This window comes from Bradyrhizobium sp. UNPA324 (assembly GCF_006658635.1).
Lineage (GTDB): Bacteria > Pseudomonadota > Alphaproteobacteria > Rhizobiales > Xanthobacteraceae > Bradyrhizobium > Bradyrhizobium nanningense.
In genome coordinates this window covers 487,596-513,913 of the sequence record NZ_LFJD01000004.1, presented here as the reverse complement: position 1 = coordinate 513,913, position 26,318 = coordinate 487,596, and the positions used below count along the sequence as shown (strand labels likewise).

At 62.9% G+C, this 26,318-nt stretch carries 29 protein-coding genes; 17 read left to right on the top strand and 12 right to left on the bottom strand.

The genetic code is table 11. From position 1 onward, the window contains the following. The first annotated feature begins 48 nt into the window (after positions 1-48). Both UNPA324_RS02350 and UNPA324_RS02345 read left to right on the top strand, forming a co-directional pair. The gene (locus UNPA324_RS02350; protein WP_128920698.1) at positions 49-465 is read left to right on the top strand and encodes a nuclear transport factor 2 family protein; all 417 of its coding nucleotides are present in this window, start codon (positions 49-51) and stop codon (positions 463-465) included. A gap of 87 nt (positions 466-552) precedes the next feature. Beyond that, entirely contained in the window at positions 553-1,473 is a 921-nt protein-coding gene (locus tag UNPA324_RS02345; RefSeq protein ID WP_141933282.1) for a DMT family transporter, read from the top strand. Between the two features lie 238 nt (positions 1,474-1,711). Here UNPA324_RS02345 and UNPA324_RS02340 read toward each other — a convergent pair whose 3' ends face one another. Both UNPA324_RS02340 and UNPA324_RS34920 read right to left on the bottom strand, forming a co-directional pair. After that, positions 1,712-2,062: a zinc ribbon domain-containing protein YjdM gene (locus UNPA324_RS02340; protein ID WP_128920700.1), complete on the bottom strand. Its 351-nt coding sequence runs from the start codon at positions 2,060-2,062 to the stop codon at positions 1,712-1,714. 122 nt (positions 2,063-2,184) lie between these two features. Further along, positions 2,185-2,358 (bottom strand): hypothetical protein, encoded by a 174-nt coding sequence (locus UNPA324_RS34920; RefSeq protein ID WP_164718698.1) that lies wholly within the window; start codon positions 2,356-2,358, stop codon positions 2,185-2,187. Between the two features lie 178 nt (positions 2,359-2,536). Here UNPA324_RS34920 and UNPA324_RS02335 point away from each other — a divergent pair, with 178 nt between their 5' ends. From UNPA324_RS02335 to UNPA324_RS02305, 7 genes are all read left to right on the top strand, one after another. After that, complete coding sequence (locus tag UNPA324_RS02335) at positions 2,537-2,989, top strand: pyridoxamine 5'-phosphate oxidase family protein (RefSeq protein ID WP_128920737.1); 453 nt, start codon at positions 2,537-2,539, stop codon at positions 2,987-2,989. Positions 2,990-3,115: 126 nt separating this feature from the next. Further along, complete coding sequence (locus UNPA324_RS02330) at positions 3,116-3,475, top strand: c-type cytochrome (protein WP_128920701.1); 360 nt, start codon at positions 3,116-3,118, stop codon at positions 3,473-3,475. A 272-nt stretch (positions 3,476-3,747) separates the two neighbouring features. Beyond that, entirely contained in the window at positions 3,748-4,152 is a 405-nt protein-coding gene (locus tag UNPA324_RS02325) for a VOC family protein (RefSeq protein ID WP_141933280.1), read from the top strand. Positions 4,153-4,193: 41 nt separating this feature from the next. Beyond that, the gene (locus UNPA324_RS02320; protein ID WP_141933278.1) at positions 4,194-4,847 is read left to right on the top strand and encodes a cell envelope biogenesis protein TolA; all 654 of its coding nucleotides are present in this window, start codon (positions 4,194-4,196) and stop codon (positions 4,845-4,847) included. A gap of 236 nt (positions 4,848-5,083) precedes the next feature. Further along, on the top strand, positions 5,084-5,620 hold the full coding sequence (locus UNPA324_RS02315) for a helix-turn-helix domain-containing protein (protein ID WP_141933277.1): 537 nt from the start codon (positions 5,084-5,086) through the stop codon (positions 5,618-5,620). A gap of 247 nt (positions 5,621-5,867) precedes the next feature. Beyond that, on the top strand, positions 5,868-6,149 hold the full coding sequence (locus UNPA324_RS02310) for a hypothetical protein (RefSeq protein ID WP_128920705.1): 282 nt from the start codon (positions 5,868-5,870) through the stop codon (positions 6,147-6,149). A gap of 347 nt (positions 6,150-6,496) precedes the next feature. Beyond that, positions 6,497-7,042, top strand: a complete 546-nt coding sequence (locus UNPA324_RS02305) for a hypothetical protein (protein WP_128920706.1) — start codon at positions 6,497-6,499, stop codon at positions 7,040-7,042. Between the two features lie 189 nt (positions 7,043-7,231). Here UNPA324_RS02305 and UNPA324_RS02300 read toward each other — a convergent pair whose 3' ends face one another. Next, a complete protein-coding gene (locus UNPA324_RS02300) occupies positions 7,232-8,263 on the bottom strand; it encodes a hypothetical protein (protein ID WP_141938650.1) in 1,032 nt (343 codons plus the stop codon). A 297-nt stretch (positions 8,264-8,560) separates the two neighbouring features. Between UNPA324_RS02300 and UNPA324_RS02295 the strand changes: the two genes are divergently transcribed. The 4 genes from UNPA324_RS02295 to UNPA324_RS02280 all read left to right on the top strand — a co-directional run bounded on the left by UNPA324_RS02295 (position 8,561) and on the right by UNPA324_RS02280 (position 9,781). Further along, positions 8,561-8,773 (top strand): hypothetical protein, encoded by a 213-nt coding sequence (locus tag UNPA324_RS02295; protein WP_246667096.1) that lies wholly within the window; start codon positions 8,561-8,563, stop codon positions 8,771-8,773. An 18-nt stretch (positions 8,774-8,791) separates the two neighbouring features. After that, positions 8,792-9,088, top strand: coding sequence for a cytosolic protein (locus UNPA324_RS02290; RefSeq protein WP_100234502.1), 297 nt, complete (start codon positions 8,792-8,794; stop codon positions 9,086-9,088). Between the two features lie 94 nt (positions 9,089-9,182). Continuing rightward, complete coding sequence (locus UNPA324_RS02285; RefSeq protein WP_141933275.1) at positions 9,183-9,380, top strand: hypothetical protein; 198 nt, start codon at positions 9,183-9,185, stop codon at positions 9,378-9,380. 128 nt (positions 9,381-9,508) lie between these two features. Beyond that, entirely contained in the window at positions 9,509-9,781 is a 273-nt protein-coding gene (locus UNPA324_RS02280; RefSeq protein WP_246667095.1) for a hypothetical protein, read from the top strand. A gap of 140 nt (positions 9,782-9,921) precedes the next feature. On the opposite strand, the gene UNPA324_RS02275 is transcribed toward UNPA324_RS02280, so the two are convergent. Then, positions 9,922-10,611, bottom strand: a complete 690-nt coding sequence (locus UNPA324_RS02275; RefSeq protein ID WP_246667094.1) for a phasin family protein — start codon at positions 10,609-10,611, stop codon at positions 9,922-9,924. Between the two features lie 74 nt (positions 10,612-10,685). Then, on the bottom strand, positions 10,686-11,201 hold the full coding sequence (locus UNPA324_RS02270; RefSeq protein WP_141933273.1) for a ParB N-terminal domain-containing protein: 516 nt from the start codon (positions 11,199-11,201) through the stop codon (positions 10,686-10,688). 119 nt (positions 11,202-11,320) lie between these two features. Here UNPA324_RS02270 and UNPA324_RS02265 point away from each other — a divergent pair, with 119 nt between their 5' ends. Then, entirely contained in the window at positions 11,321-11,476 is a 156-nt protein-coding gene (locus tag UNPA324_RS02265) for a GapR family DNA-binding domain-containing protein (RefSeq protein ID WP_141933270.1), read from the top strand. A 191-nt stretch (positions 11,477-11,667) separates the two neighbouring features. On the opposite strand, the gene UNPA324_RS02260 is transcribed toward UNPA324_RS02265, so the two are convergent. The 3 genes from UNPA324_RS02260 to UNPA324_RS02250 form a co-directional block, all read right to left on the bottom strand. Beyond that, positions 11,668-13,545 (bottom strand): NACHT domain-containing protein, encoded by a 1,878-nt coding sequence (locus UNPA324_RS02260; protein ID WP_141933267.1) that lies wholly within the window; start codon positions 13,543-13,545, stop codon positions 11,668-11,670. 274 nt (positions 13,546-13,819) lie between these two features. Beyond that, positions 13,820-14,479, bottom strand: coding sequence for an ImmA/IrrE family metallo-endopeptidase (locus UNPA324_RS02255; protein ID WP_141933264.1), 660 nt, complete (start codon positions 14,477-14,479; stop codon positions 13,820-13,822). An 11-nt stretch (positions 14,480-14,490) separates the two neighbouring features. Next, on the bottom strand, positions 14,491-18,243 hold the full coding sequence (locus UNPA324_RS02250) for a vitamin B12-dependent ribonucleotide reductase (RefSeq protein WP_141933261.1): 3,753 nt from the start codon (positions 18,241-18,243) through the stop codon (positions 14,491-14,493). Between the two features lie 766 nt (positions 18,244-19,009). Between UNPA324_RS02250 and UNPA324_RS02245 the strand changes: the two genes are divergently transcribed. Continuing rightward, entirely contained in the window at positions 19,010-19,906 is an 897-nt protein-coding gene (locus tag UNPA324_RS02245) for a DMT family transporter (RefSeq protein ID WP_141933256.1), read from the top strand. On the opposite strand, the gene UNPA324_RS02240 is transcribed toward UNPA324_RS02245, so the two are convergent. The 3 genes from UNPA324_RS02240 to UNPA324_RS02230 all read right to left on the bottom strand — a co-directional run bounded on the left by UNPA324_RS02240 (position 19,872) and on the right by UNPA324_RS02230 (position 23,415). Then, positions 19,872-22,142 (bottom strand): CHASE3 domain-containing protein, encoded by a 2,271-nt coding sequence (locus UNPA324_RS02240; protein ID WP_141933254.1) that lies wholly within the window; start codon positions 22,140-22,142, stop codon positions 19,872-19,874. The two genes, UNPA324_RS02245 and UNPA324_RS02240, sit on opposite strands and share 35 nt — an antisense overlap. After that, positions 22,139-22,555, bottom strand: coding sequence for a response regulator (locus UNPA324_RS02235; RefSeq protein WP_128920714.1), 417 nt, complete (start codon positions 22,553-22,555; stop codon positions 22,139-22,141). The genes UNPA324_RS02240 and UNPA324_RS02235 overlap by 4 nt, the downstream gene beginning before the upstream one ends. A 245-nt stretch (positions 22,556-22,800) precedes the next feature. After that, positions 22,801-23,415, bottom strand: a complete 615-nt coding sequence (locus tag UNPA324_RS02230) for a BA14K family protein (RefSeq protein WP_128920715.1) — start codon at positions 23,413-23,415, stop codon at positions 22,801-22,803. 227 nt (positions 23,416-23,642) lie between these two features. Between UNPA324_RS02230 and UNPA324_RS02225 the strand changes: the two genes are divergently transcribed. Then, positions 23,643-24,050, top strand: coding sequence for an NADH:ubiquinone oxidoreductase subunit NDUFA12 (locus tag UNPA324_RS02225; RefSeq protein WP_128920716.1), 408 nt, complete (start codon positions 23,643-23,645; stop codon positions 24,048-24,050). Between the two features lie 544 nt (positions 24,051-24,594). Here the strand turns inward: UNPA324_RS02225 and UNPA324_RS02220 are convergent. Continuing rightward, entirely contained in the window at positions 24,595-25,281 is a 687-nt protein-coding gene (locus UNPA324_RS02220; RefSeq protein ID WP_141933250.1) for a DJ-1/PfpI family protein, read from the bottom strand. Positions 25,282-25,378: 97 nt separating this feature from the next. Here UNPA324_RS02220 and UNPA324_RS02215 point away from each other — a divergent pair, with 97 nt between their 5' ends. After that, positions 25,379-26,317: a GlxA family transcriptional regulator gene (locus UNPA324_RS02215; RefSeq protein WP_128920718.1), complete on the top strand. Its 939-nt coding sequence runs from the start codon at positions 25,379-25,381 to the stop codon at positions 26,315-26,317. Position 26,318 lies beyond the last annotated feature (1 nt).

The window sequence follows — 26,318 nt, the reverse complement described above, 5'->3', positions numbered from 1 at the left end:
CGCATCGCGGCCTAGAAGCGGCCCTCAACGACAACGAGGGAGCGCATCATGTCCAGCCCAAGAGATATCGTTCTGAACGCGTGGAAGATCTTTTCGTCGCGCGATGCCGAGCGAATCGCTGCGTTGTTCACGGACGACGCCGAATGGATCGCGCCGAAGGGCAATGCTACGGCCGTCGCGCTCGATCACACCGACCACATGGCAGGACCGCACCAGATCGCGCGCTTCATCGCGCAGGAGATGCACAAGATGTTCTCGAGCATCGATATCGCGTTCCGCGGCGTCTATGCCGACGGCGATGTCGTGATCGTGGAGGAACGGATGCGCGCCATGCTGCCCGGCGGCAAGCCCTACGAGAACGACTATTGCTTCGTGTTCACGGTGGCGGGCGACCGGATCAGGCAAGTGCGGGAATACATGGATACGCGCAAGGGGTGGCGGATGGTATTCGGAGAGGAGGCGTGACGATCCGGGATACAGCAGGCGCACCGCGTGCCAGCCCTGCGGCCATGTGGGTTGAGCCGATAGCCGCGCTGACATAAGGCTTGATCCATGGATCAGCGGACGAGCGGCGCTGGCGCTCTTTCTCAGAAGAACGATGCAGCGCCGGCCCTGCTCGGCGTAACTTGCGGCCTTGCCGCAGCGCTGTTCTGGGCGCTCGGCTTTGCCGGCACGCGCCACGGCCTCAAGGTCGGCTTCACGCCGGTCGATCTGCTGGTGCATCGCTACGTCTGGTCAGGCATCGCATTCCTGCCGCTTGTGCTGCGCGCCGGCATCAAGGATCTCTGCGGAATCGGCTGGGGAAGGGGCCTCGTGCTGATGGTGCTCGGCGGCCCCGTGATGTCGCTGATCTCCTACACCGGCTTCCTGTTCGTGCCGCTCGGCCATGGCAGCGTGATCCAGCCCTCCTGCGCCACGCTCGGTGGCCTCTTGCTCGCGGCCCTGGTCCTGAAAGAGAGGATCACCGCCTCGCGTCTTGTGGGCGCCCTCGTCATCGTCGGCGGTCTTGGCGTGATCGGCGCGGAATCGATCGGCCATATCGGCGCCGACGGCGTGCAGGGCGATCTGATCTTCGTGCTGACGGGATTGATGTTCGCCGGCTTCGGCGCAGCTTTGCGGCACTGGCGCGTCTCCGCCGTCTCGGCCGCGCTGGTCATCAACGTGCTGTCGCTGCTCCTGCTGCCGGTCTACGTCGCGACCGTCGGGCTTGCTCATGTTGCGGCGATCGGCGTCACCGAAAACGCCATCCAGGCGCTGACGCAGGGCGTGCTGGCCGGCCCTGCGGCGCTCTATCTGTTCGCCGTCTCGGTGCAGCGCCTCGGCGTTGCCCGCGCCGCCGTGTTTCCGGCCTGCGTGCCGGCGCTGACGCTGCTCACCGGCGCCCTGCTGCTCGGCGAGCCGCCGACGATGTTGCAGACCGCGGGCCTCGTGACGGTGCTGTGCGGATTTTATCTGGCGCAGCGGCAGCGGTAGCACAAACAGGAAGGCCGCCCAGGGGGCGGCCGCTCAAGTCTGAAGACGCGATGCAATCGAACAGGTAAAACCCTGCAAGCCAGCCCCGGGTTGAAAAAATCGATACGCGCTTCAAACGCCTGCCCCGGCGCCCACTAGCTTACACGGATTTGCGACAGGGATAAGAACCTTGTGTGTTCCCGCGCCGGAACCCGCAAACCCAGGGCCTGCGACGCGCAGGCGCGCCCCATGTTCGCGGCTACGCCTTCCTCACGAACTCCGACTTCAAGTTCATCGCGCCGATGCCGTCGATCTTGCAGGCGATGTTGTGACCGTCGCTGGCGTCCTGCAGGCGGATGTTGCGCACCTTGGTGCCGCCCTTGACCACCGAGGAGGAGCCCTTGATCTTGAGGTCCTTGATCACGATGACGCTGTCGCCGTCAGCGAGCAAATTGCCGTTGGCATCGCGCACGCCGGACTCCTGCGCGGTCTCCGCGGCCGCCTCAGCCGCACCGCTCCATTCGTGGCCGCATTCCGGGCAGACCCAGAGATCGCGGTCCTGATAGGCGTGCTCGGAGCTGCAGGCGGGGCATTTCATCGTGTCGGTCATGGCAAGTCTCGTCTAACCCTTTGTCTCATGCTTGGTTCGCGGCGCGACCGTAGGGGCCGGGAACAGGAAAGCAAGGGAAAGCTGCCGAGGGCTCGGCCGGCCCCTCGGCTGAAGGTGCGATATCACCGAAACAGCGCAACGAAGATCACGTAGAGCCAACCCAGGATGCCGTGGATGATCGCCCACAGGATCGAATGGTTGTCGGCGTAGGAGATCGCGATGGCGAGCGCCGAGCCGAAGCCAACGCCGTATTTCGCCCCCTCGACGCGAACGCCGTAATAGCGGTTGCCGTTCATAGTGATGCCTCCTGACGTCGCGTGAGCAGCGACCTTGTGCACTCGCCTTGATCTTGGCGGGATCCTGGCGAGCGACGTGATCAATGACGCAATGCCGCCCGCGCGGGTTGAGCTGCGTCAACGGCATTGCGCGCAAGCGCCGTATCTTCTTTGGGCAATGACGACCGGAGGCAGTGCGATGGACGACACTCACAGACGAAAGATTCAGGCCCTGCTGGACCACCACCGCACGATGCGGATCGCAACCGTTCGCCCGGACGGCTGGCCGCAAGTGACGACAGTGGGCTACGCCAACGAAGGTTTCACCATCTACTTTCTCTGCGGCATCGATAGCCAGAAAGCACAAAACCTGTCGCGCGACGACCGCGTGTCGCTGGCGATCGATGACGACCCCGCGCAGGTGATGGAGATCACCGGCCTGTCGATGGCGGCGCGGGCGGTGGCCGTGACCGACCCGGTCGAAGCCGAGAAGGCGATCGCGCTGTTGATGGCACGCTATCCCGAGCAGAAGGCCGCCGGCCTTTCCGCGCCGAAGCCTTCCGAGGTGCGGTTGATCCGTCTCACGCCGACGGTGATCTCGCTGCTCGATTATTCCAAGGGATTCGGCCACACCGATCTTGTGGCGTGCTGAGGAAGCGGGCGGCTGTTCCTGCGAAGACGAGAGTCCCTCATCGGCTCCTTGCTTGACGCAGATCAACTTGGCCTTGCCTTGCAAATCTAGGCTGGTTCGATGATTCAATCACGGTGAGGTTGGGCGATGTCGCACAGCGTTCGAATCTATCTCGGCCTCGCGATCCTGATCGCGTTATCGCTGCTGTTCCTGTTCAGCGTCGTCCACACCGCCGCCGGCGCCCCGCGGTCCGGTCCCCGCGCGGTCGCCGAGGGGCATCGTCTGGCGCAGGAATGGTGCCAGACCTGTCACGCGGTCGAGCCGGGCATGGCGGGATTCTTTGACCAGGCCCCGAGCTTCCAGGCCGTCGCCGACAGGAGCGGCACCACCGCGCTGTCGCTCAAGGTGTTCTGGCGGACCAGCCACCAGAACATGCCGAACCTCGTGATCTCGCCGGAGCAGGCGGATGTGCTGTCGGCCTATATCCTCAGCCTCAGAGGCAGGTAAGCACCTCGCCAACACGATTTTGCGAAAACAACCCCATGCACAGTAGACGGGGCCTTGATAAGGCTCGTGTTTTCGGTTGTGCCGAATATTTTTCGAGGCGTCGGGCAAAACAGGGGCATACTGCAATCGTGCCGCTTGTCCGGTGATGAGGCGAGCCTGCGCAGCCCGGATGGCGTGTCAGCGAAATCCGCCGGCCAGCATGCGGCATCAGCCCGGATTGCGCTGCGCTCCATCCTGGCTACGTTTGCGGTGCAGTTCGCGACGAGCCCGCCATGACCTTCCTTCTCAACATCGACGTCCCCAACGTGGCGCAAGCCACGACGTTCTACACCGAAGCCTTCGGCCTCGAAGTCGGCCGCCGCTTCGGCACCGATTTCGTCGAGCTGCTCGGCTGGCCGGCGCCGGTCTATCTCCTGACCAAGCAGGCCGGCACGGTGGGCGCCGGCGGCGATCGCCGCCGCTACGCGCGGCACTGGACGCCGGTGCATATCGACGTCGTCGTCGCGGATGTCGATGCCGCCGTCGAACGCGCGCTGCGCGCCGGCGCGATCCTGGAGGTGCCGGCGCGCGATGCGCCCTATGGCCGGATCGCGATGCTGGCCGATCCGTTCGGGCACGGCTTTTGTCTGCTGGCGTTCAGCGAGAAGGGATACGATGCGTTGCTCGGGAGTTCGTAATCCGGGCTGCGAGCGGACAGCGAAGCCAAGATCGGGGCGACATGCCAAAACGAGCGAAAAGCAAACCGACACGGAAACTGAAGACCTACCAGACCTCGCTCGGCTTCTACGACCAGGCCATCGCCGCGCCCTCGATGAAGGCGGCGCTTGAGGCCTGGGGCGCCAGCTCCAATCTGTTCCATCAGGGCGTAGCGAAGGAGACTGACGACCCCGACATCGTCGCGGCGACGCTGGCGAGGCCGGGGATCGTGCTCAGGCGCCCGGTCGGATCGGACGGGCCCTTCACCGAAAGCGCCGAGCTGCCCGCCGATCTCGCCGAGGACGATGCCAGGCCCAAACGCAAACCCGGCAAGCATCCGGCCAAGAGCGCAAAGAAGACCGCCAAGACGCCGCCCCGCAAGCTCGACGATCAGGCGGCCCGCAAGGCCGCCGCTGCGTTCGAAAAGGAGGAGCGGCGGCGCGAGGCCGAACGCCGCAAGGAGGAGGCCGCCCGCGCCAAGGCGCGCGCGCGGCGCGACAAGGCGGTCGCCGCGGCCGAGGCGGCACTGGACAAAGCAAGGCGGGAGCACGAGGCGCGGACGGAGGAGATCGAAGCCGCGCGCGCCGCGCTCGACGAACGCACTGAAGCCGAACAGACCCGCTGGGATAAGCAGCGGAAGACGCTGCAGGAGGCCCTGCGCCGCGCGCGGGAGTAGGGATGAGCGAAGCGACATCCGGGACTGGTGTGGGCGGCTCATTTTCCCGGATTTCATCCAAGGCCACGATCGCTCCGCCCACGGGATTGCCCGTGAGCAATTCCTTTACCATGCCGTCCAGTCCCGGCCGAACCGCCGAGCGGTTAGGAGTTGCAGGAAAATTCTGCGCTATCGTCGTCCCGATCTCGGCTGCATCGGATATGCCGGCGCCGCCCGCGAGCTTTTACGGAGCAGTCATGAGCGATCATCGCGCCGCCGTCAGGCATCACACCTTGCGCACCGGTCTTGTCGAATTCGACAATGGCAGCGGCAGCATCGTAAGCGTGCCCTGCACGATCCGCGATGTCTCCGCCACCGGCGCGCGGCTGCAACTCAACAGCTCGGCCTGGGTCGCGGAGCAATTTTCGCTGACCTTTGGAAGCGGCCTGCGCAAGGACTGCCGGCTCGCCTGGCGCAAGGAGCGGCTGATCGGCGGCGCGTTCGCGGACGGCTATGCCAGCGCGGACGAGCAGGCCGCCATGATGACCGCGGACGAACAGTCCCGGCACCGGCTCGGCATCGGTGCGCGCGTCAAGGCCGCGCGCGAGCTGCGCGGCTACACGGAAGGCCAGCTCGCCGAGCGCCTCAGTGTCACGCCCGCCTTCGTGGCATCGGCCGAGCAGGGCGAGGGGGACATTCCGCTGTACCAGCTGATGCACATCGCTGATTTGTTGATGGTCGGTCTCGACGGGCTCGTGGCGGGGCCGGTGCCCGAGGAGGTCGATGGGGTGTAGGGCTACGCTCGTTGAAACGCCTGAGCGCGCGCCTCGTCCTTCGAGACGACCGCTACGCGGTCTCCTCAGGATGAGGCTAAGCGGGATCGTGGCCTGCTGAAGCTGGTGCCGCGCACTCCGCCCTCATCCTGAGGAGCCCCCTCAAAGCGGGCGTCTCGAAGGATGGCCGCGGAAGAAAATCACACGCGAAATTTGCTTGCCTTGCCTGGCATCCTTTTGCACTCTTCGCTGCGAAGGAGACCAACGCATGACAAAAATGACCGCCGCCTGCGCGCTCGGAACCGCCCTGGTGTTGTGCAGCCTTGCAACATCAGGCGCCGAGGCGCGGACGCGCAAGGCCGTCGTCGTTCGCGCGCCCCAAGAGCGGCTCATCGTCACGGCGCCCGTGCTGAGGCCGACGCCGTGGGATTACAACATCGTTCCGCGCTATCGCTATCGTCCTGAAGACGACCGGGTCGATCCCTACGGCCCGCCGCTGGTGCCGTCCTATGTTCGCTATGAGGGATGGCGGTGGCCGTATTGGTGGTGAAGCGCGATCAAATTCTGAGCATGTGATCGGCCGGCGCGGACGCAGAGGTGAATACTCGCTGTTGGCGTGAGACGCGGCCGATGACAGGTTCTGCGCGTGCGGCAGCCCTCGATTCCGTCACGCTCGATCCGGGCCCGGCTCGTTCAGCAATTCGCGCCGGTTCATTTGTCTTTTGGACAGTCGGGCGCTTGAGCAAACGACATCTCCTCCATCTGGAGCGCGGACAAGTTGCAGTTTGATGGCTCGTCATCTCTGCGTGTAGAGTTGGCGATTGGGAAAAAACGGCAAAGTGGAGACTGTCAAGGACACATCGAGGTAGAACGACATTTATCCCCGTAATAAACCCAATGCTGTTTGGGGTTCTGGGTGTATCGGGAGGATTTGTCGTGGCAAATGTTGAACAATTGCACAGACGAGAGGGAGTGAACTTGGTCCAGCTCGAAGCCGACATCACTTCGATCCGGTCGGGGAGCTCCATTACTTCAATTAATCTGCCCGATTACGTCGAGCACACCGCGGGCGTGTCGCGCGTCGGTGCGCTCAGTGCAGAGGCGGTCGTTCGCGACTATGAGTCCGCTGCAAAAGAGATCGAGGCCATGGGCACCGAGTTGATCGACGCGGCGCAAAAATGCGAGGCGCTGACGGCCCAGGTTCATGATGCGATCGCCTTCATGCGAGAAACGGCGGCGGGGTATCGTGAGGAGGGACGGAAGATCTTCAAGCGCATCGAAGAATGCGCGCTGTTCACCGAAGACGTGCGCAAGACCTGCGAACAGGTCAAACGCAGAATGACTGAAGTCTCGTTTGGCCCGTCTTCCGATGAGGAGCTTGCGCCGCAAGAGCCCGAGCTGACGGGGATCGCGGCCAAGGTGACGATGAGCGAGATACGGTGAGGCGAGCGTAGAACGTAGCTGAGCGGAGCGATATAGGCGGGGCTTTGCTGCCGAAGCATTCCCCCCGGGTGTCGCTTCCGCCTTCGCGCTTCGAGCTACGGCCGGACAAGTCGCTCGTCCGGCTACGCTCGTTTGATAATCGTCGTCATCCGCCCTCGCGTGCGAGGAACGAGTCCGCGCCTGGCGCGCTCACCAATCCGGATCGCCGTAATAAGGGTCGTAGGGCGGCGGCATCCAGGGGCCTCGCGGGGGCGGCCGGGGCCGCCGTGGCGCGGCGTCTGGTACGTGCGCCCGGGCACGCGCAGCAGCATCGTTGCTCACCACGCTGCGCACGACGGGCTTGGCGGCTGCAGAGGCGGATGACGCTGATGACGCGGTCAGTTGCGTTTGCAGCGCCTGGACCTGGGCGCCGAGGCGCGCATTGTCCGCCGCATCCTTCTCTTGCGCTGTCTTGAGCTGTTGAATGGTGTCGGCCTGCTCGCACAGGGTCTGCTCGTTGCGGCTTTTCAGTTGCTCGAGCTTGCCGTTGATGCTCGCAAGCTCGCTCGTGATGGCCTTGAGCGATTGTGCGAGCTCGGACGATGACGCCTCTGGCGCCGTGGCGCCAGGCTTTGGGGCGCTGTCGGTTTCCTTAGGCAGCGGCGGCGCGGGCACCGGGCTCGGCTCATCCGCAGCAGCCAGCAGCACGGCCGGCGGCTGCGCCGGACTCTCCGCCGTGGACGCTTGCGGGGACGTGTTCGCGGCCGACGGAGCCCATCGTGCCATGATCGACTTGCCGATCGATTTGGCCTCATCGCGATATTGCGACGCGAAGGCGGCACCGAGAAGGCCGATCGCCAGCACGAGGCCGACCAAAGCGCGCACCATGGTCCGATCTCCCTTCAAGCCTTGATCGCGAAGCTTGGCGTTGGGAAGCTTGGCGTTCGGAACCCTGGCATCCGGCGTCGGCGCCTTGTTTCCGGGAGCTGCCGTCGTACCAAGGCTTGCGTGCGAGGCCCGCGGGCCTTCGCTGTCGCGTTCCATTCCGGAAACCAGCCGGTCCAGCCGCGCAAGGTCTTCCTCTGCGCTCTTGATCTGGCCATAGGCCCGCGCCAGCCCGCCGTCGGCGCGCGCCTTGTCCGGCTTTGCGGTTTCAGGTTTGGCGGTTTCAGGTTTGGCGGTATCAGGCTTGGCGGTCTCAGGTTTTGGGTCGTTCGTTTCAGGCACCGATGCGCTCTCCATCCGGTCGGGCGTCAATGGGAGGCAGTCCGATCGCTGGAAGGATAAGTCTCGCCGCTATCAGACACAACGCGTGTGCCAAGGAAGAATTATGGCGGGCGCGGCACACGATGCGCGACATGGCGTTGTCGCGCGATCGCTTTGAATCTTCTGGCGCTGAAACAGCCGGGGGCTGCATCCCCAGGCATCCCTGCGACGTGCTATGCTATCGGGGCAGGAATCGCAATGAGGATCCCTACCGCGATACTCGCCCTGCTTCTTTCAAGTCCGGCCGCCGCCCAGGAGTGCCAGACATGCGCAATGGCCGACGCCTGCATGAAGGAATACGCGAAGACTACGTCGGAGGCCCAACGGGCCACCAAGCAAGGCATCCGGGATTGGAAGCAGAATCTGGACAGAAAGGCCTCTGCAGAATTGTCCAGCAGGGGCATCCTCGCATTGCAAGACGCCATGGAGGCCCAGGTTCGTACGGAGCTGGAGCGCCTGAAGGAGTGCCTGGCGAAAGTCAGGTAGGGTGCAAAGGAGGATCCGATGAAATCGCTTTTGCTGCTTACGGCGAGCGGTCCGCTGCTTGTTCTCACCTCGCATGAGTCCCTGAACGACCTGAAACTTCTTGGGGTGCTCAGGCAAAAAGGTATCGGCAAGTTCGTTGCGTTCGAGGTTCCCTTGTCGCTCGCCAGGGAGCGCTACGGCGGGCACTTTCAGGCGGTTGAAAGCAACCTGCACGAGACCGATGATTTGAGAGTGCTCGACTTCAATGGCCAGCGGGTGTTTCAGCTCTTTCGGTTCGAAGAGCTCGGTTCACCGATCCTGATCGAACAGTCGTGATCGGTCTTGCCTTTCGACCTCGTGCAGGGAGGTTACACGTTTCGGAGGGACGCCGGTTGCGCTAGTGTGGAAGCTTGGATTTGTGGAGTCGGCCATGACGTCGTATACGGTCGGGTTGAAGCTCGGGTCGCGCGCCAAGGCGCTCACGATCGATGCCGAGGACGCGTTGGTCGCGGCGCTCAAGATCAAGCTCGAGAACCCCGAGGCGCTCGTCACCTACGTTCGCAAGTCGAATCGACGTGGCGATCGCCGCCACCCGCACGAAGCGCTGCGGAGCAAGAAAACCGGCTAGCCGAGGCGGTGGCCAGGTCATCGAAGGCGCGCGCCCAGCCTGGAAAGTCCAAACCCATTATGAACGTTCAGAGGAACGGGCGGTGGTTCATTTCGTTCCATTGAGGGGCTTGTTGGGAGGAGGACGATATGAAAGCACTGATCATCGCGCTCTCTGCTGCCGTTGTCATGGCTGCAGCGCCGGCCGTGTTTGCTCAGGGTGTATCGAGCAAGACGCCGGGTCAGGAGATGCAGCAGACGGGTTCCAAGGGCGCTTCCAGCTACGCTCCTGGACATAAGAAGCATCACGCGATGCGCCACGCGAAGGCCTCGAAGACCACCCCCGGGGCGTCGAGCTACGCTCCAGGTCAAACCACCGGCGCGAGCACGAGGCCGACCACCGGCTCGAAGTCAGGGTACTGAACTCCAGGCGGTCGTTAAGCGCGGTAGGGTGGGTTAGCTCCGCGACGGCGCAAAGCGCAATCGCTCGGCGTAACCCACCTCCTTCATCTCGGCGCGCGGAAAGGTGGTGCGTTACGCCGGCGGACCGCGCTTCGCTGTCGTTAGTGACGTATCGCGCGGATTTCGAGCGTCGTCTGGGTGAGCCTGGCCACGAATCCCTCAAAATGCATGACCCTTTGTCTGGTCAATTGTTCATGCAACTCGGCGATCTTCTGGGATTCGGCGACAAACGAATCGCACGCCTGTTTCGTGTACTCCATCTGAATCTCAAAGGCCTCGACGGGTGAACGCGCCGTCGCGAGCTTTCCCAGGAAGCTCCAGGCTTGCTCAAGCGACGTCCTGATGTAGCCGCTATAGGCGTCGGCAATCGCCTGCGTGCTGGCCCGGAAGGGTTCGACCGGTGCGACGGGCGGCTTGCAGCGATCTCCATCCCGGAAGCCTCGTCCGGCAAGGCTGCAGCCGAAGGTATCTCCGCACTGATCTGTCGGCTCGACTCTTGCTCGGTCCCCAGCTGGATCTCTTGCCTGTTCTCCGCCGAGGCATCCGGCAATTGATGCGCTGCACTTGCGCGTTGCTCGCCGGCCCCGGTCCGTTGCCCCGACTTCTTCTTCCCGCCGCGCCGGCCGGATTTTCCCGCTGGCTTGTTTTCCACCGCACTCAACATTGCAAATGGCTCCTGAATATCGATGAAGCCGCGAGCCTCCGTCGCGTTTGCGCTGAAATCGCGATTGTGGGCTGTCGCTTGCGTGGCGGCCATGTGGTGAGATTTTGCCGCTGCATCTTCGACGCATCCGGCAAGAAGCCGCCGATCCAGATACCCGCGGGACGGCCGTGGCGCGCCGGCATCGAAATTCTGGCGCCGACATCAATAGCGGCCGCCGCTGCCCTTTTGCTGCGTGATCCAGTCCGACAATGATTTCGGTGGCAATTTCGCAGCCCGGCCCGGTGATGCCTTCGGATTGTCGCGGACGCCTTTCGCCGGACGGGCGCGCGGCGCTTCCGTTGCACTGACGCGCTTCAGGGCAGCCGTCGATGCCTCCGCGGCTTCCTTCTCGAGGCGCAACTGTTTCAATCGCGCCATCTTGATGCGCTCGGCCTCGACTTCGGGGCGTTCGGATAGCAGCGGCTTGTGCTGAGCAAGCTCGGCCGGGACTAGGACGCCGAGAATGGTTGTCTCGCCGAGCGCCTTACAGGCCTCTAACCGATGCAGTCCCTCGACCAGAACGAGGCGGTCTCCGTCGCGCCGAACGGAAATGGGGGCCTGTTGTCCGATGTCCAGAATACTTTCCGCGATCTCCCCGACGATCTCGGGCTTGATGGCCTTCTTCAGTTTCGTGGGAACGAAGATCTTCTCGATCGGGAAGCTTTCCGGTTTGGGCATGACTTCACTCCGCTGCTACCGGGCCCGTCGGAACCCATGCCGGCGGTGGTCGGAGTTTAGGAGGGAAGGGCTCGACCGCAAGGGCAATTTCGGTGGTGGGGATCGGGCGAGTGAATGTAATGCACTATCCCTGTAATTGCCTCAAGGAGGTCATCAAGCTGCGCAAGCAAGACAAGAACGAGCGCGAGAAGCGCGAAAGTCTGCTCGACCTCTACATGCGCGATGGACATGGCATCGCCGGAGCAGGCGAAGGCGGCGTGATGCAAGCGGGCTGATCGGGCAGAGGTGGCCACGATCGGCGGAGGGCGGCTATGTTCCTGTGTGTAGAATGGTCGCAGCTAAGCGAAACCTATGACAGCAATCATGGAGGATATATTTGCATGCGGCTAGCGCTAACAGCACTCATTTTCCCAAAAAAGCATCCTACTTGCTCGACGGTTGTCCATCTTGCCTCCATGCCTCGGAATCAATAGCCTCGTGGCGTAAGCATGCGAAGAACATCTACTTGGGTCTGGGCCTCGGCTTTGCATTGGTCAAGAACCTCCTGTGCGGCCGTTAGAAATTGCGTGACCCGAGTTGGAATTGAAGTCTCCATAATCCAATCACCGTCAGCCTCCGTTAATTCAAATACGTTTGATGCGCGGATTGAGCTTCTGCTACGAACGTTAATGTCGGAAACTCTGGTGCTCTTGAGGAGCCTATGATCTCTAGTCCTCACCATGTTAACGTATGCAGCATTCGCTCTTTCTCGATCCGGAGCGCCGGCTTCGAAAACTAGGGATGCTATGCCCGGAACTGAATTGCGGTAGAGATTTGCGATGCTCAAGAATTTAGTGCCGTGCATCGCAAAGAAGATGCCAATGCTAGCGCCAGCCTGGCTGTTGGTGCCGAGGATTACTCCGCCGATGTGTTCTTTGAGAAATCGAATCGGAGCGTTCCCAGCCACGCGAGCCGTAGACGAGCCAAGCAGCTGGTCCAATGTCGGTATTATCCACTCGCGTTCTATCAGTCCGCGATTGATCGAAAACGCCAAATTGACCACGTCGTCGGTTCGTCGCCGGCTCGCCAGATCTAGCAGGGTGCCAACCCCGGCTGCGGGACTGCGCGAGATGAATACAGCTGCAAAGTATTCTTGGAAAGAACGATGGGTGAATACGAAATCCGTACCTTCAACTTGGATGAGGCAGGTCGACTCGACCATATCGTTGATGACGTCGTCGATGTTAACTTTCAGCTTTTCGAGTTCAAGGGCTTGACGCAAAGCTTCTCGAAGGGCGGTGCGCGAAAAGACCAGTTGCTCCTTCAAATACGTAATGATGCAGAAGGCAGATAAGCAATTTCGAAAGTCGTCAATTGAGAGATCCGAATAGGTCTTTCGCTTATAGACACCTTCTTTGGCTGTATCATGGAGGGCGAAAAGCGCGTCGAAGGCGCGCTCATAAAATACGTGTCGCTTGGTCGGAATATGTCCAGTCTGTGCGAAGGTAACGAGCATCATTATGCAGAGCAGTGGATTCGATAGAAATGTCTTGTGTGTTTGAAAAAGAACTCCTTTTGCGTCTCTTAGGAATTTTTCCTTGATCTTTGCGTCATATCGCAGTTTTTCGATCAATTCGGTGAATTGATACTCCTCCATCGGTTGCACATATACCGTGCGAAAAGTTTGCCAACTCTCAGTTCGTTGATCGCTGTCGGGGCGGCTTGAGACGATGATCTGTAGGTCGGGACATTGCTCGCGCAGTTTGCGAATCTGTGACTCGATCTCTTTGCGGTCCGTGTGGTTGATTTCGTCAAAACCATCGAGGATTAAAGAAAAGACGCCGGCCTTAAGGCTATCTAAAAACTGGCTTTCTGAGATGGTCGCGCTCGATCCGATCAGATTGTAATAGAGAAATTTCTGTAGATCTTTTTTGTCGGAGACGTTGATGTCTCGCAGCTCAAAGAAGAGCGGAATTTTGGAGCGCTTCTCGTTGCACAGCTTCAAAAATAGGTAGCGCATAAACATCGATTTTCCGCTACCTGCGCTGCCCGATATGACAACGCTGTCATTGTTGGCGAGCGTCTCGATGAAGCTGTCGTCTCTGACGATGTGTTCTCTCGTCTTCAGTCGTGTCTGAACGTAGATGTCGAATATGTAGACCGAGTGGTCGCGATTGATGATTGGGGTCTTAACGTGCGAGCACTTCTTGATTTTTGACGCAGTATATCTTGTTAGATCTTTTGTGATTATCTCTAGTACCTTGGCTACCGCGGACTTAAAGGTCTTTGAGACGGCAGAGAGGGCATTGCTAATCTGCCCTTGAATGACTGTTGCGGCAATTTCGTTGATATTGGGTTCGTTCATTCGGGTAATCGTCCGTCCGGTGATTTGATCGACCGAGTTGCCTTAAAGGCGTTAGTGTCAGGCAGATGCGCTACTAAGATTAGCGACTAGCTGGTGGCCATCTGAATCTTGCTTGCACGTCGGATTAACAGCCGCTCTTCGTGCGACGAACAGTCAGAAGATCTCGTAAAACGAGTATTGTTGCAAGTAAGCCAACCCAGGGGGTACCTCCTCGGCATGTCCCACGATTTAGCGCTTCTAGCCAAGCGTCAGTTACCGTGGCGCGTCCTACATGTCACGAATAGCCTGTCTTAGAGCCGCAGGTATCGCACTTCATGCCGATCCCATCTCGCAAGAGGGTGAAGTTGCCGCAGCCGGAGCACATCTCGCCTTCGTAGCGAGGAGTGGCAATCAGTTTGGCGTTCTTAGCGTCGTCGAGGCAGCTAGCTGCCAATCTGTCGGTCACCACACAAAGACCAGCAATTAGATCCGCATCGTTCAATCTTAGGGCGATGTGATCAGGTACCAGGAAGAGAGCAGCAAATACGTGCGCCTGCCACTCGGCCGATTCTTCGTTTTGAACGTAGTTTAGGAGGGCAGCCTCCTCTTCAGAGAAGGCGACCGCGTGCTGGTCGTGCAGTACAAGATGGCCGACTTCATGAGCGACGATGTAGCGAGCATACGGCTCGCCGCGGTCCGCCGCATTCCAGATCTTACGGTCGACGTGAAGCGTTAGCGGGCCGAATGTGACATAGGCTTGGCTATCGCCGAGACTTTGATCATAGAACTCGACGACTAACTTGCCTTTGCCCTTTATGTAGTCGGGCAAAACATTAAGTACGAATTTGCAGATGTTGAATGAGTGCTGACCCGAGCGGGCAAGGGACCACCACGCCATCGCAATCTCGGCGATGTCTTCTCGCGAACGTATCCGGACGCGGTAGTCCCGAGCCATTTGTCACTCCATTACGAACATCCAGTAGTGGAGCCGCATGTGTCACACTTCATGCAGGTTCCGTTCCGGACCAAGGTAAAGTTCCCACACTCTGAGCACATCTCACCCTCGTAGCCCTTCGCCTTCGCTTCCGCCCGGCGCTCGGCCTTGGAGGGGACGGCGGTCGTGGCGCTGCCGGCTTTACTCCACTGCAGTTGCTCAAGCTTGTCGGTTGGAGAAAGGTCTGTTTGGGCGCCCTGTTTTAGTGCGACTGCACCTTCTACCATTCCTTCAGCCCTTGCCTCGGGAGAAGAAAATGCCATCCGCGGTCCGTCCGAGGTCTTTCCGAGCTCGGCGATGGTCGAGCCGCCGCGCATCACGACGAGGTTGTCGGTGCGGGAGCGGGTGAGGCCGCGCGAGACCAGGCGGGTCGCGTGGTGGTTGCTCTCGTCATCCGGCTCCTTGCCCTCCTCGACGCCCTTGCCGAGCGCGTCGAAGCCGGTCTCGTTGGGATCGACGTGGGCGAGGTCGAACCGCGACATGTAGCTCACCGCCAGCTCGCGGAAGACGTAGTCGAGGATCGAAGTCGCGTACTTGATGCTGTCGTTGCCCTGCACGGGGCCCGCCGGCTCGAAGCGGGTGAAGGTGAAGGCGTCGACATATTCGTCGAGCGGCACGCCGTATTGCAAGCCGAGCGACACCGCGATGGCGAAGTTGTTGATGAAGGAGCGGAGCGCCGCGCCTTCCTTGTGCATGTCGATGAAGATCTCGCCGAGACGGCCGTCGTCATATTCACCGGTGCGCAAGTAGACCTTGTGGCCGCCGACGACGGCCTTTTGGGTGTAGCCCTTGCGGCGATCCGGCATCTTCTCGCGCTCGCGCATCACGATGATGCGCTCGACCAGCTTCTCGACGATCTTCTCGGAGACCTGGGCGGTCCGCGCGGCAAGCGGCTTCTCATAGAGCTGCTCGACCGCATCGTCCTCATCGTCATCGTCAGAGATGAGCTGCGAGTTGAGCGGCTGGGAGAGCTTGGAGCCGTCGCGATAGAGCGCGTTGGCTTTCAAAGCGAGCTTCCACGACAGCATGTAGGCGGACTTGCAGTCCTCCACGGTGGCGTCGTTCGGCATGTTGATGGTCTTGGAGATCGCACCCGAGATGAAGGGCTGCGCGGCCGCCATCATGCGGATGTGGCTCTCGACCGACAGATAACGCTTGCCGATCTTGCCGCAGGGATTGGCGCAGTCGAACACCGGATAGTGCTCGGCCTTGAGGTGCGGGGCACCTTCCACCGTCATGGCGCCGCAGATGTGGACGTTGGCCGCCTCGATCTCGCGCTTGGTGAAGCCGACGGCCTGGAGCAGGTCGAAGCCGGGGGCCGCGATCGCCTCGGCACCGATGCCGAGCTGGTCGCGGATGAAATCCTCGCCAAAGGTCCACTTGTTGAAGGCGAACTTGATGTCGAAGGCGGTCGGCAGGGCCTTCTCGACCTTGGCGATGGCTTCATCGGTGAAGCCTTTGGCCTTGAGGGTCGAGGCGTTGATGCCGGGCGCGTTGGAAAGCGAGCCGTGGCCGACGGCATAGGCTTCGATCTCCGCGATCTCGCTCTCGCGATAGCCGAGCGCGCGCAGCGCGGCGGGGACCGCGCGGTTGATGATCTTGAAGTAGCCGCCGCCGGCGAGCTTCTTGAACTTCACCAGGGCGAAGTCGGGCTCGATGCCGGTGGTGTCGCAATCCATCACGAGGCCGATCGTGCCGGTCGGCGCGATCACCGTGGTCTGGGCGTTGCGATAGCCGTGCTGCTCGCCGAGCTCGAGCGCCGCATCCCAGGCCGCCTGGGCGTGGCTGACGAGGTCCGCTTGCGGGCAGGAGACGAGGTCGAGCGGCACCGGGTTGACGCTGAGCGCCTCATAGCCGTTCGACTGGCCGTGGGCGGCGCGGCGGTGGTTGCGGATGACGCGCAGCATGTGCGCCGCGTTCTTCTTGTAGCCGGGGAAGGTGCCGAGCTCGGCGGCGATCTCCGCCGAGGTCTTGTAGGTGATGCCGGTCATGACAGCGGTCAGCGCGCCGCAGAGCGCACGACCTTCCTTGCTGTCGTAGGGCAGGCCCATGGTCATTAGCAGGCCGCCGATATTGGCGTAGCCGAGGCCGAGCGTGCGGAACTCGTAGGAGAGCTCGGCGATCGCCTTCGACGGGAACTGCGCCATCATCACGGAGATTTCGAGCACGATGGTCCAGAGCCGGCAGAGATGCTCATAGCCTTCGACGTCGAAGCGCTTGGTCTCGGTGTTGTAGAACGTCAGCAGGTTCGCCGAGGCGAGATTGCACGCCGTGTCGTCCAGGAACATGTATTCCGAGCACGGATTGGACGCGCGGATGTCGCCGGACGCCTTGCAGGTGTGCCAGTCGTTCATGGTGGTGTTGAAGTGCAGGCCGGGATCGGCCGAGGCCCAGGCGGCGTAGCCGATCTTTTCCCAGAGGTCGCGCGCCTTCAGCGTCTTGGTCACCTTCTTGGAGGTGCGGGCGTTCAGATTCCAGTCACCGTCAGTCTCGACGGCGCGCAGGAAATCGTCCTTCAGCGAGACCGAATTGTTGGAGTTCTGGCCTGAAACCGTGAGGTAGGCTTCGCTATCCCAGTCGGTGTCGTAGGTGTCGAACTGGATGTCCTTGTAGCCTTGCTTGGCAAACTGGATGACGCGCTTGATGTAATTGTCGGGCACGAGGCTGCGGCGTGCGAGCTTGATCTCGCGGCGGAGCGCCGGGTTCTTCTCGGGGTCGAAGCAGTCGTCGCCCGAGCCTTCGCAGTTGACGCAGGCCTTCAACACCGCCTTGAGGTGCTTCTGGTTGATCTTCGATCCCGTGACGAGGGCGGCGACCTTCTGCTCCTCCTTCACCTTCCAGTCGATATAGGTCTCGATGTCGGGGTGATCGACGTCGACTACGACCATCTTGGCGGCGCGGCGGGTGGTGCCGCCCGACTTGATCGCGCCGGCGGCGCGGTCGCCGATCTTGAGGAAGCTCATCAGGCCGGACGAGCGGCCGCCGCCGGAAAGCTTCTCGCCTTCGCCGCGCAGGCGCGAGAAGTTGGAACCGGTGCCAGAGCCGTATTTGAACAAGCGGGCCTCGCGGACCCAGAGATCCATGATGCCGCCTTCGTTGACGAGGTCGTCACCGACGCCCTGGATGAAGCAGGCGTGCGGCTGCGGGTGCTCGTAGGCAGACTTGGACTTGGTCAGCTTGCCGGTGAAGGGGTCGACGTAATAATGGCCCTGGCCGGGACCGTCGATGCCATAGGCCCAATGCAGCCCGGTGTTGAACCATTGCGGCGAGTTCGGCGCGACCATCTGCATGGCGAGCATGTAGCGGAGCTCGTCGTAGAAGGCCTGGGCGTCCTCGTCGGTCGAGAAATACTTGCCCTTCCAGCCCCAATAGGTCCAGCAGCCGGCGAGGCGGTCGAACACCTGTTTGGCGCTGAGCTCGCTGACATAGCGCTCCTTCTCAGGCAGAGCTGCGAGCGCGTCGGTGTCGGGCACGGAGCGCCACAGGAAGGAGGGGACGGCTTCCTCCTCGACCTTCTTCAGGCGCGCGGCAACGCCGGCCTTGCGGAAATACTTCTGAGCCAGCACGTCGGAGGCGACCTGCGACCACTCGGTAGGAACCTCGACATTGTCGAGCTTGAACACGACCGAGCCGTCGGGATTTCTGATCTCCGACGTGGTCAGCCGGAAATCGATTCCAGCGTAAGGTGACTGTCCCGAAGTGGTGTGGCGCCGCTCAATCCGCATCGTCTTGCCCCGTCCTTAAGTTTTGACCGGTCCCGCCTCCGTTCAGGCGTGCCGGTCGACATTTCGTTTCGCGGCGCCGTCAGCCGTTTTGGCCTTGGGGCTCCGCAGTTCAGCCGGTGGACCCGGCCCTTGTTCTCCCGACGCGATTTTTCGATGCGTGCATCGATCATCCCGCCGGCATGCCTTGCTACATCCGCCCCCAAGGGGATGAGCCCGACACGCGTTCAACGCCCCACCGTCACAACGTCTATCCTTGCCATCCGAGCCTGTTGTCGGCCCGTTCTGGCGCCCGAAGAGTCCGCCTTTCGCGGGCAGACAAGCCCTCATCCGCTGCCTTTGGCTGGCTTGGCGGAGTGCCGATTTGCGAGACCCTTTGGGGGAGTGCCGGCGGGACGCAAACTCACTCGCGCCGAACGGACCGAAAGCTAGGACTCTCCGTTGCGCCCGTCAAGAACTAGTGCGAGTTCCTGAATCAAATACTAAATATGGTGGATTGTGGGGGATAACAGGGGGCGATGCCGCGCCTGTTGTGGGGGCAAGTATCAGTGAGTCCTCAGGGATTCCCAACTGAAAAAATTTGCATTCGGCGATGCTGCGGATGCTTCATCCCGCTGTTCACAGGGCAGGTATTTTTTTGGCCGATGGGATTGCGTCAGCAGGACTCACGTAGCCCTACGGAAGGTGAGGGCAGGCATGCCCGCCGCGGTGGTGGTTCGCGTCGCGAATCCGCGTCAAGCTGACGCTCGATTTTGCCGGATACCCCCTCATGCTTGATTCGACTCGGCCGGTGTCGCGACCGCGCATCGCTCCGGCTGGCCTGATGTTCCTCGCCATCACCTCGATCGGCTGGGGCTTCAACTGGCCGGTGACGAAATTCCTGCTCGCCGAGCTGCCGCCTTTGACCCTGCGCGGGGTGACGGGGGTGCTGGGCGCGCTTCTGCTGGCGGCGCTGGCGGTGATGCGCCGGCAGAGCCTGCAGGTGGACGCTGCGATCTGGCCGCGCCTGCTCACCGCCGCCGTGCTCAACGTCACCGGCTGGATGGTGCTGATGGGGCTGGCGCTGCTCTGGCTGCCGGCGAGCGAGGCGGCGCTGATCGCCTATACGATGCCGGTCTGGGCCTCGATCATCGCCTGGCCGGTGCTGGGCGAGCGGCCGACGCTGCTGCGCACGCTGGGACTGGTGATGGCCTTCGTCGGCCTCGCCTCGATCATGGGCGGCAACGGCATCGCCGCCAGCGTGGAGAAGCTGCCGGGTATCATCATGGCGCTCGCGGGCGCGCTCGGCTTTGCCGTCGGCACGGTGTTCTCCAAGAAGTACCCGATCCAGCTGCCGCCGATCGCGGCCGCAGCCTGGCAGATCGGGATCGGCTGCCTGCCGATCTCGATCATCGGCCTTTTGGTCGAGACTACGCATCTCTCCAAGGTGACGCCGCTCGGCTGGTGGCTCTTGATCTATTCCACCGTGGTGCAGTTCTGCATCGCCTATGTCAGCTGGTTCGCAGCGCTGGCTCGGCTGCCGGCCTCAGTCGCCGCGATCGGCACCATGGCGGTGCCGGTGATCGGCGTCGTCGCCTCCGCGATCGCGCTGGGCGAGCCGCTGGGGCTGGGGCAGATCGCCGCGCTGATCTTTACGCTGGCCGCGGTGGTGCTGGCGACGCGCTAGTCCCCAGCGCCTTCCGGATCATCTCCGCGAGCTGGTTTCTCCGGTAGGGCTTGGTCAGCAGCAGCACGCCGTCGTCTAGCTTGCCGTGATGGACGATGGCGTTGTCGGTGTAACCGGAGGTGTAGAGCACCTTCACACCCGGCCGCAGCTTGGCCACCTCGTCGGCGAGCTCGCGCCCGCTCATGCCGCCGGGGATGACGACGTCGGTGAAGAGGAGATCGAACTTCTGGCCGGCCACGATCAAGTCCAGCGCGGACTTGCCGTCGGGCGCGGCGATCGTCTTGTAGCCGAGGCTCTGGAGCTGTGCCGTGACGAAATTGCGCACGAGATTGTCGTCTTCGACGACGAAGATGGTCTCGGCGCCGCCTTCGGCTGGCGGCGCGGCGGCGGGTGCGATCTCCGTCATGCCTTCGCCCGGCGGCAGATAGAGCTTGATCGTGGTGCCGTGGGCTTCCTCGCTGTAGATCTTGATGTGGCCGCCGGATTGCTTGACGAAGCCGTAGACCATGGAGAGGCCGAGGCCCGATCCCCTGCCGACCTCCTTGGTGGTGAAGAACGGCTCGAACGCCTTCTGCTGGGTCTCCACCGACATGCCGGTGCCGGTGTCGCTGACCGCGAGCATGATGTAGGGGCCGGCCGTCACGTCCACATGGGCCAGCGCATAGGCCTCATCCAGCACGACGCGGTGGGTCTCCAGCAGCAGCTTGCCGCCGTTCGGCATGGCGTCGCGCGCGTTGATCGCCATGTTGAGCACGGCGTTGGTGAGCCGGGACGGATCGATATGCGCGGTCATCGGCCCCTGTTCCAGCACGGTCTCGATCTGGATCTGCTCGCCGAGGGTGGGGCGCAGCAGCTTTGCGATGTCTGATATCGCGGCGTTGATCTCGACGTTGCGGGGCTGCAGCGGCTGCCGGCGCGCAAAGGCGAGCAGATGCTGGATCAGCTCGGCGCAGCGCTCGGCGGCATCGTCGATCAGCCGCGCCACGCGCTGCAGCTCGGGCTGCTGCTTCAGGCTTTCCACCAGCGTCTCGGTGTTGCCGGAGATCACGGTCAGCATGTTGTTGAAGTCGTGCGCGACGCCGCCGGTCAGCTTGCCGATCGCGTCCAGCTTCTGCGACTGGTACAGCTGCCGCTCGGTCTCGCGCGACATGGTCGCGTCGTGATAGACCAGCACCGCGCCGGAAATCTCGCCTTGCCCGTCAAGCATCGGCCGGCCGCTGATCATGAGATGACGCGGAGGATTGCCGCTGTGCGGGCGGACGATCATCTCCAGATCCTCGAACTTCTCGCCGCGCAGCACGCGCACCGAGGGCAGTTCGTCGGCCTTCATCGGCGTGACGCCGTCGCCGTGAAACACATCCGACAGCGCGCGCAGATTGCGCAGGTTCATGCCAGCGCGATGCAGCAGCATGCGCTCCGCGGCCGGATTGGACAGCAGCACGTTGCCCTCGGCGTCGATCACCAGCACCGCCTCCGCCATGCTGTGGAAGGTGCTCTGGAGCACGTTGACGGACAGGCGCAGCTCGTCATGCGCGTTCACCAGGCGCTGCGTGCGATCGGCCACCGCCGCTTCGAGCGCCTGCTTGGCGGCTTGTGTCTGCTCGAGCGAGGTCTGGAGCTGCACCGTAGCGCGCCGGCTTTCACGCATCACCATCACGACCAGCAGCAGGATTACCATCGCGCCGGCGACGTCGATTCCGACCAACACGATGCCGGTGCGGCGCGAATCCTGGGAGCGCGCGCTGAGCACGCGCTCTTCTTCCGCGCTCAGATGGTCGAGGTTGCCCATCACCGTGTCCATGAGGCCGCGGCCCTCGGCCTTGCCATTGAGCGCGGCAATGCCAGCCTGGTCGTTCGCGGCGCGCAGGCGCATCGCTTCGGCCGCGATCTCGATCCGGCGCAGCGCCAGCGGCTCAGTGCCTTCCAGCAGCGCGACCTGGTCGGGATTGTCGCGCACCCCGCGCTTGAGATCGGCCAACGCCGGCGCGATCTGGGCATGCACCGCCTGGAATTCGTCGGCAAACGTCTCGCTGCGGTAGAGCTCGTAGCCGCGCGCGGCGCTCTCGGCGCGGCGCAGCAGCACGCGCAGATCGGAGATCTTCTTCTGCACCTGAACCGTATGGTTGAGCCACGTCGCGTCGGACCGCGATTTGACGTCGAGGGCGATCGAGGCCGCGGTGATGATCAGGAGGATGGCAAGTCCGGCACCGAGAATGACGCGCTGCGTTGGGATCAAGGGGCTTCTTTCTTGTCCTTCGGCTGTGCGCTATCGCTTGCGAGGCATTCCCGGATCGTGGTCAGCAACGCTTCCGGTGTGAACGGCTTGCGCAAGCAGCGCGCTGCGCCGAGCTCCAGCGCCATGCGGAGGAAATCGGGAGAGGGCGAGGCGGATGATGCGAAGGCGTAGCCGGACATCGCGATCAGCGGAGTAGCCGGTGCGCGCTCGTGAAAGATGCGGATCGACTCGAAGCCGCGCATGTGCGGCATGAAGATGTCAACCAGCATCACGTCGAAGGCTTGCGACTCGAGCGCAGCCAGTCCTGCTTCACCACCGTCGGCCAGCGTGACGTCGAAGCCCTGACGTTGGAGGAGGACCTCGATGGTCGCGCCGACCATCGGATCGTCATCAACCACGAGAATACGCGGCATGACACTTCCCAGCAGATCGAAGTCCCCACTGAGATTGGTGATATCCGCGAATCGTGTGTCGGGTCAATTTTGGATTGGATCAAGGGAGATATGCACGGTGCAGTGAATACGGGTCCGTTTATCTCGATTTGTACGCGTCATCGCGGGCGGCTGGCTCGATGTGGGTTACGTCAGCGATATGCACGTGATGCGCGAAAAAGGCGTCGCAGCGCTGCGACGCCTTCCTTCACGCGTGACCGGGGTGGTTACGGGCAGGGATGCCGTTGGCCATCATAACCAAGATAGGTGCCCGAAGCCGGGTCATACGATCTGTAACGCTGTGCGCAATAGGCTGCGGAGTCATCGCCGCTATCGGGGACCACGGCCACTGATGGCTCGTCATAGTAGCTGTCGCCATAATAGTAGGGATCATCGTAATAGCCGCCGCCGTAATAGGCGTACGAGCCGAGGCCGCCGATCGCAGCCCCCGCCGCGAAGCCGGGCCAGAAGCCGCCGCGATGATGGTGCCATTGGCGACCGCTCCAATTGCTACCGCCTTGCCAGTTGCTTCCGCCTTGCCAGCTGCCCGCCGTTGCGACGCTGCGGCTGCCGCTGAACGATGGCGAGACGGCGGTGCGGGGCGCCGGGCTGGCTATGAAATTGCCGCCGCTTGGACGCGCCATTGCGCCGGCTGCAAAATTGCCGCCCCCTCCGTGGAAAGCGGCGCCGCCGCCTCCCATACGCGCGCCGCCACCACCGCCGCCGGGGGCTGAGATGCCGCCGACACTCCGGGGGGCGGGGTTCTGCGCGAAGCTGGGTGAGGTCACGGGTAAAACGAGCGCCAGCGCTGCGGCGGCACTCAAAACTCTCAGACTGTTCATGGTAAACTCCTTTCCCGGAAGCAAACCCTATGAAAGGGCTGGGGTTCCCGGGATCACGCCGGTTTGCGCGTGAATGGGAGCTTTGCTCGCGTCTGCTGTACCCGGCATGAACGGATCACGTCCGATTTGCGGCAGCGCCTGTGTCGCGGCGGGCAGCGCCCCCCGCCGAACTGGACATTTCGCCGCCTGGATGGCATCAGGGCCCGACGAAGCAGGGCCCTTGGCGCATGAAACAATTCTTCCTCAAGTTCTTCACCTGGTGGAATGGCCAGACTTTTGGCACCCAACTCTGGACCAAGCGGTACGGGGAGCTGGTCGGCCAGGACGAGCAGGGCAATCTCTACTATCGCACCCGGGGCGGAGCGGTCGATCCGACCCTGGGCTTCGAGCGGCGCTGGGTGATCTATAACGGTTACGCCGAAGCGAGCCGGATCCCGCCGTCCTGGCACGGCTGGATCCATCACGTCGTCGATGTGCCACCGACCGAGGCCAATTATCAGCCGCGCGAGTGGGAGAAGCCGCACCAGCCGAATCTGACCGGCACGGCGAAGGCCTATCGTCCCTCGGGATCGACCCTCGCCAGCGGCAAGCGTCCGAAGGCGACCGGCGACTATCAGCCCTGGACGCCTGGCTAGGCTTTCGGCTCAAGACTTCGGCCCCAGACTTCGGCCCAAGACTTCGGCCCAAGAATCATCATCGCCCGATTGGATGCATCCGCATCCGCATCCGCATCCGAGCCGCTGTGGACTACGGGAATAGCGGGGATGGCGCCTGCGCGGACGTTGCAGCCACGCAAGCGATGCGGCTCAATGATCCCATCTTGCGGAGATGGGAGACCATCGCGTTCGGTTCGGGCAACAGTTCGCGACTGTCCCGAGATGCAGCGGCCGCCGAGGAAGGACTCGATCGGGAGATAGGCCCCCGGTCTGGAAGCTCCCAAATCGCCCGATGTGAATGTGCAGCCGCCGTAAGACAGGAAAGGCCGCTTGGGAAACCAAGCGGCCTTTTTCTGTTGTGGACGTGTGCGACGTCTTGTGCCCCGGACGCTGCGCAGCACGAAGGGGTGCGCTACGGAGCCGGGGCCCATGCTGCTGCGACCCGTGTGGCTCCTGGGTCCCGGCTCTGCGCCGCACCGCTACGCGCTGCATCGCGTCCGGGACACGAGAGCATCGACGCGCGTTACGCCACCCGCTCGGCCGCGCGCTTCACCGCCTCCAGACGTAGCGCCTGGTTTTGCGCGCCGCGCTGGCGGAGCAGGGCCATCACTTCGGCCGGCGCTGTCTCGGGCGAGCCCGAATTGAACGGCGGTGCCGGATTGTATTCCATCTGGAGCTGGATCGCTTCCGCAGTAGTGCGATCGACCAGGATCGACACCAGCGTCAGCGCGAAATCGATTCCAGCGGTGACGCCGCCGCCGGTGATACGATTGCGGTCGATGCAGACGCGCGTCTTTGTCGGCGTCGCGCCGAATTGGCTGAGCATCTCCATCGCGCTCCAATGGGTCGCGGCGCGGTAGCCCTTCAGCAGGCCTGCGGCGCCGAGCGCCAGCGATCCCGTGCAGACGGAGGTGACGTATTTTGCGCCCGCGGCCTGCCTGCGCAGGAAGTCGAGCACCTCGTCATCGCCCAGCAGGTCATTGGTGCCGCCGCCGCCGGGCACGCAGATCACGTCGAGTTGCGGGCAGTCGGCGAATGTCGTGGTCGGCGTCAGCGTCAGCACGGAATCGCTCGGCACCGGCTCGATCCGCTTCCAGATCAGATGCAGCTTCGCGCCGGGCACCATGGCGAACACCTGCAAGGGACCGGTGAAGTCGAGCTGGGTGACGCGCGGAAATATCAGAAGACCGATCTGCAGCGGTGACGACATCGGCGGGTTCCTTCCAAAGATGAGCTTGACGGGCGAAGATTGGCATGCTGCCTATGTGTCTGAAATGGCATAATTCCCACTATTTCGGACATAGGCTATGATCGGCATCTTGGTCTTCCCGGATTTCCAGCTGCTCGATGCGGCCGGCCCGATCTCGGTATTCGAGGTCGCGGCACGCTGCGCCGGCAAGCCGCTGGCGCTGCGGGTGCTGGCGCTGAATGCGGGGCCGGTGCGCAGCTCCTCGGGCGTCGAGATGATGGCGCGCGATTTCAAGTCGGCGAATGCCATCACCACGCTGGTGATCGCGGGTGGTGTCGGCGTTGCGGAGGCCGCGCGCTGCGAGGTTACGCGCGCCTTCGTGCAGCGGTTGGCGCGGCGCCGCGTGCGCGTCGCGAGCGTCTGCTCGGGCGCCTACGTGCTGGCAGAAGCAGGCCTGCTCGACGGTCGCCGCGCCACCACGCATTGGAGCCGGACGCGCGAATTCGTCGTGCGTTATCCGAAGGTCAAGTTCGAGCCGGACCGGATCTTCACCCGCGACGGCAACGTGTGGACATCGGCGGGCATCTCCGCAGGCATCGATCTGGCCCTTGCGATGGTCACCGAAGACTATGGCGAGGAGGTCGCGCAGGCGGCCGCGCGGCAGCTCGTGCTCTATCATCGCCGCAGCGGCGGCCAGTCGCAGTTTTCCTCGCTGCTGGAGCTGAAGGCGCCGAACGGCCGCTTCGGCGCGCTGTTGTCCTGGGCGCGCGAAAATCTCGACGCGCCGCTGACGGTGGAAGATCTCGCCGATCGCGCCGGCATGAGCGCGCGGCATTTCGCCCGCGCCTTCGCCGCCGAGACCGGTACGACGCCGTCGAAGGCGATCGAGCGGCTTCGGCTCGAGGTCGCGCGCGAGCGCGTGCAGTCCTCGCGCGAGGGCATCGAGCTCGTCGCGGAGGCGACCGGCTTCGGCGACCCCGAGCGTATGCGGCGCGCCTTCATCCGCGCCTTCGGTCAGCCGCCGCAGGCGCTGCGGCGCGCGGCGCGGGCGGGGTAGG

Coding starts and splice junctions, on each gene's coding strand:
- UNPA324_RS02315 (WP_141933277.1), top strand. CDS start 5,084: ATGAGCGATCATCGCGCCGCCGTCAGGCATCACACCTTGCGCACCGGT.
- UNPA324_RS02265 (WP_141933270.1), top strand. CDS start 11,321: ATGCACTATCCCTGTAATTGCCTCAAGGAGGTCATCAAGCTGCGCAAG.
- UNPA324_RS02235 (WP_128920714.1), bottom strand. CDS start 22,555: ATGCCGCGTATTCTCGTGGTTGATGACGATCCGATGGTCGGCGCGACC.
- UNPA324_RS02330 (WP_128920701.1), top strand. CDS start 3,116: ATGTCGCACAGCGTTCGAATCTATCTCGGCCTCGCGATCCTGATCGCG.
- UNPA324_RS02350 (WP_128920698.1), top strand. CDS start 49: ATGTCCAGCCCAAGAGATATCGTTCTGAACGCGTGGAAGATCTTTTCG.
- UNPA324_RS02300 (WP_141938650.1), bottom strand. CDS start 8,263: ATGGAGAGCGCATCGGTGCCTGAAACGAACGACCCAAAACCTGAGACC.
- UNPA324_RS02280 (WP_246667095.1), top strand. CDS start 9,509: ATGAAAGCACTGATCATCGCGCTCTCTGCTGCCGTTGTCATGGCTGCA.
- UNPA324_RS34920 (WP_164718698.1), bottom strand. CDS start 2,358: ATGAACGGCAACCGCTATTACGGCGTTCGCGTCGAGGGGGCGAAATAC.
- UNPA324_RS02275 (WP_246667094.1), bottom strand. CDS start 10,611: ATGCGTCGAAGATGCAGCGGCAAAATCTCACCACATGGCCGCCACGCA.
- UNPA324_RS02340 (WP_128920700.1), bottom strand. CDS start 2,062: ATGACCGACACGATGAAATGCCCCGCCTGCAGCTCCGAGCACGCCTAT.
- UNPA324_RS02255 (WP_141933264.1), bottom strand. CDS start 14,479: ATGGCTCGGGACTACCGCGTCCGGATACGTTCGCGAGAAGACATCGCC.
- UNPA324_RS02285 (WP_141933275.1), top strand. CDS start 9,183: ATGACGTCGTATACGGTCGGGTTGAAGCTCGGGTCGCGCGCCAAGGCG.
- UNPA324_RS02295 (WP_246667096.1), top strand. CDS start 8,561: ATGGCCGACGCCTGCATGAAGGAATACGCGAAGACTACGTCGGAGGCC.
- UNPA324_RS02345 (WP_141933282.1), top strand. CDS start 553: ATGGATCAGCGGACGAGCGGCGCTGGCGCTCTTTCTCAGAAGAACGAT.
- UNPA324_RS02290 (WP_100234502.1), top strand. CDS start 8,792: ATGAAATCGCTTTTGCTGCTTACGGCGAGCGGTCCGCTGCTTGTTCTC.
- UNPA324_RS02225 (WP_128920716.1), top strand. CDS start 23,643: ATGAAACAATTCTTCCTCAAGTTCTTCACCTGGTGGAATGGCCAGACT.
- UNPA324_RS02325 (WP_141933280.1), top strand. CDS start 3,748: ATGACCTTCCTTCTCAACATCGACGTCCCCAACGTGGCGCAAGCCACG.
- UNPA324_RS02320 (WP_141933278.1), top strand. CDS start 4,194: ATGCCAAAACGAGCGAAAAGCAAACCGACACGGAAACTGAAGACCTAC.
- UNPA324_RS02310 (WP_128920705.1), top strand. CDS start 5,868: ATGACAAAAATGACCGCCGCCTGCGCGCTCGGAACCGCCCTGGTGTTG.
- UNPA324_RS02305 (WP_128920706.1), top strand. CDS start 6,497: ATGCTGTTTGGGGTTCTGGGTGTATCGGGAGGATTTGTCGTGGCAAAT.
- UNPA324_RS02250 (WP_141933261.1), bottom strand. CDS start 18,243: ATGCGGATTGAGCGGCGCCACACCACTTCGGGACAGTCACCTTACGCT.
- UNPA324_RS02335 (WP_128920737.1), top strand. CDS start 2,537: ATGGACGACACTCACAGACGAAAGATTCAGGCCCTGCTGGACCACCAC.
- UNPA324_RS02270 (WP_141933273.1), bottom strand. CDS start 11,201: ATGCCCAAACCGGAAAGCTTCCCGATCGAGAAGATCTTCGTTCCCACG.
- UNPA324_RS02220 (WP_141933250.1), bottom strand. CDS start 25,281: ATGTCGTCACCGCTGCAGATCGGTCTTCTGATATTTCCGCGCGTCACC.
- UNPA324_RS02260 (WP_141933267.1), bottom strand. CDS start 13,545: ATGAACGAACCCAATATCAACGAAATTGCCGCAACAGTCATTCAAGGG.
- UNPA324_RS02230 (WP_128920715.1), bottom strand. CDS start 23,415: ATGAACAGTCTGAGAGTTTTGAGTGCCGCCGCAGCGCTGGCGCTCGTT.
- UNPA324_RS02245 (WP_141933256.1), top strand. CDS start 19,010: ATGCTTGATTCGACTCGGCCGGTGTCGCGACCGCGCATCGCTCCGGCT.
- UNPA324_RS02215 (WP_128920718.1), top strand. CDS start 25,379: ATGATCGGCATCTTGGTCTTCCCGGATTTCCAGCTGCTCGATGCGGCC.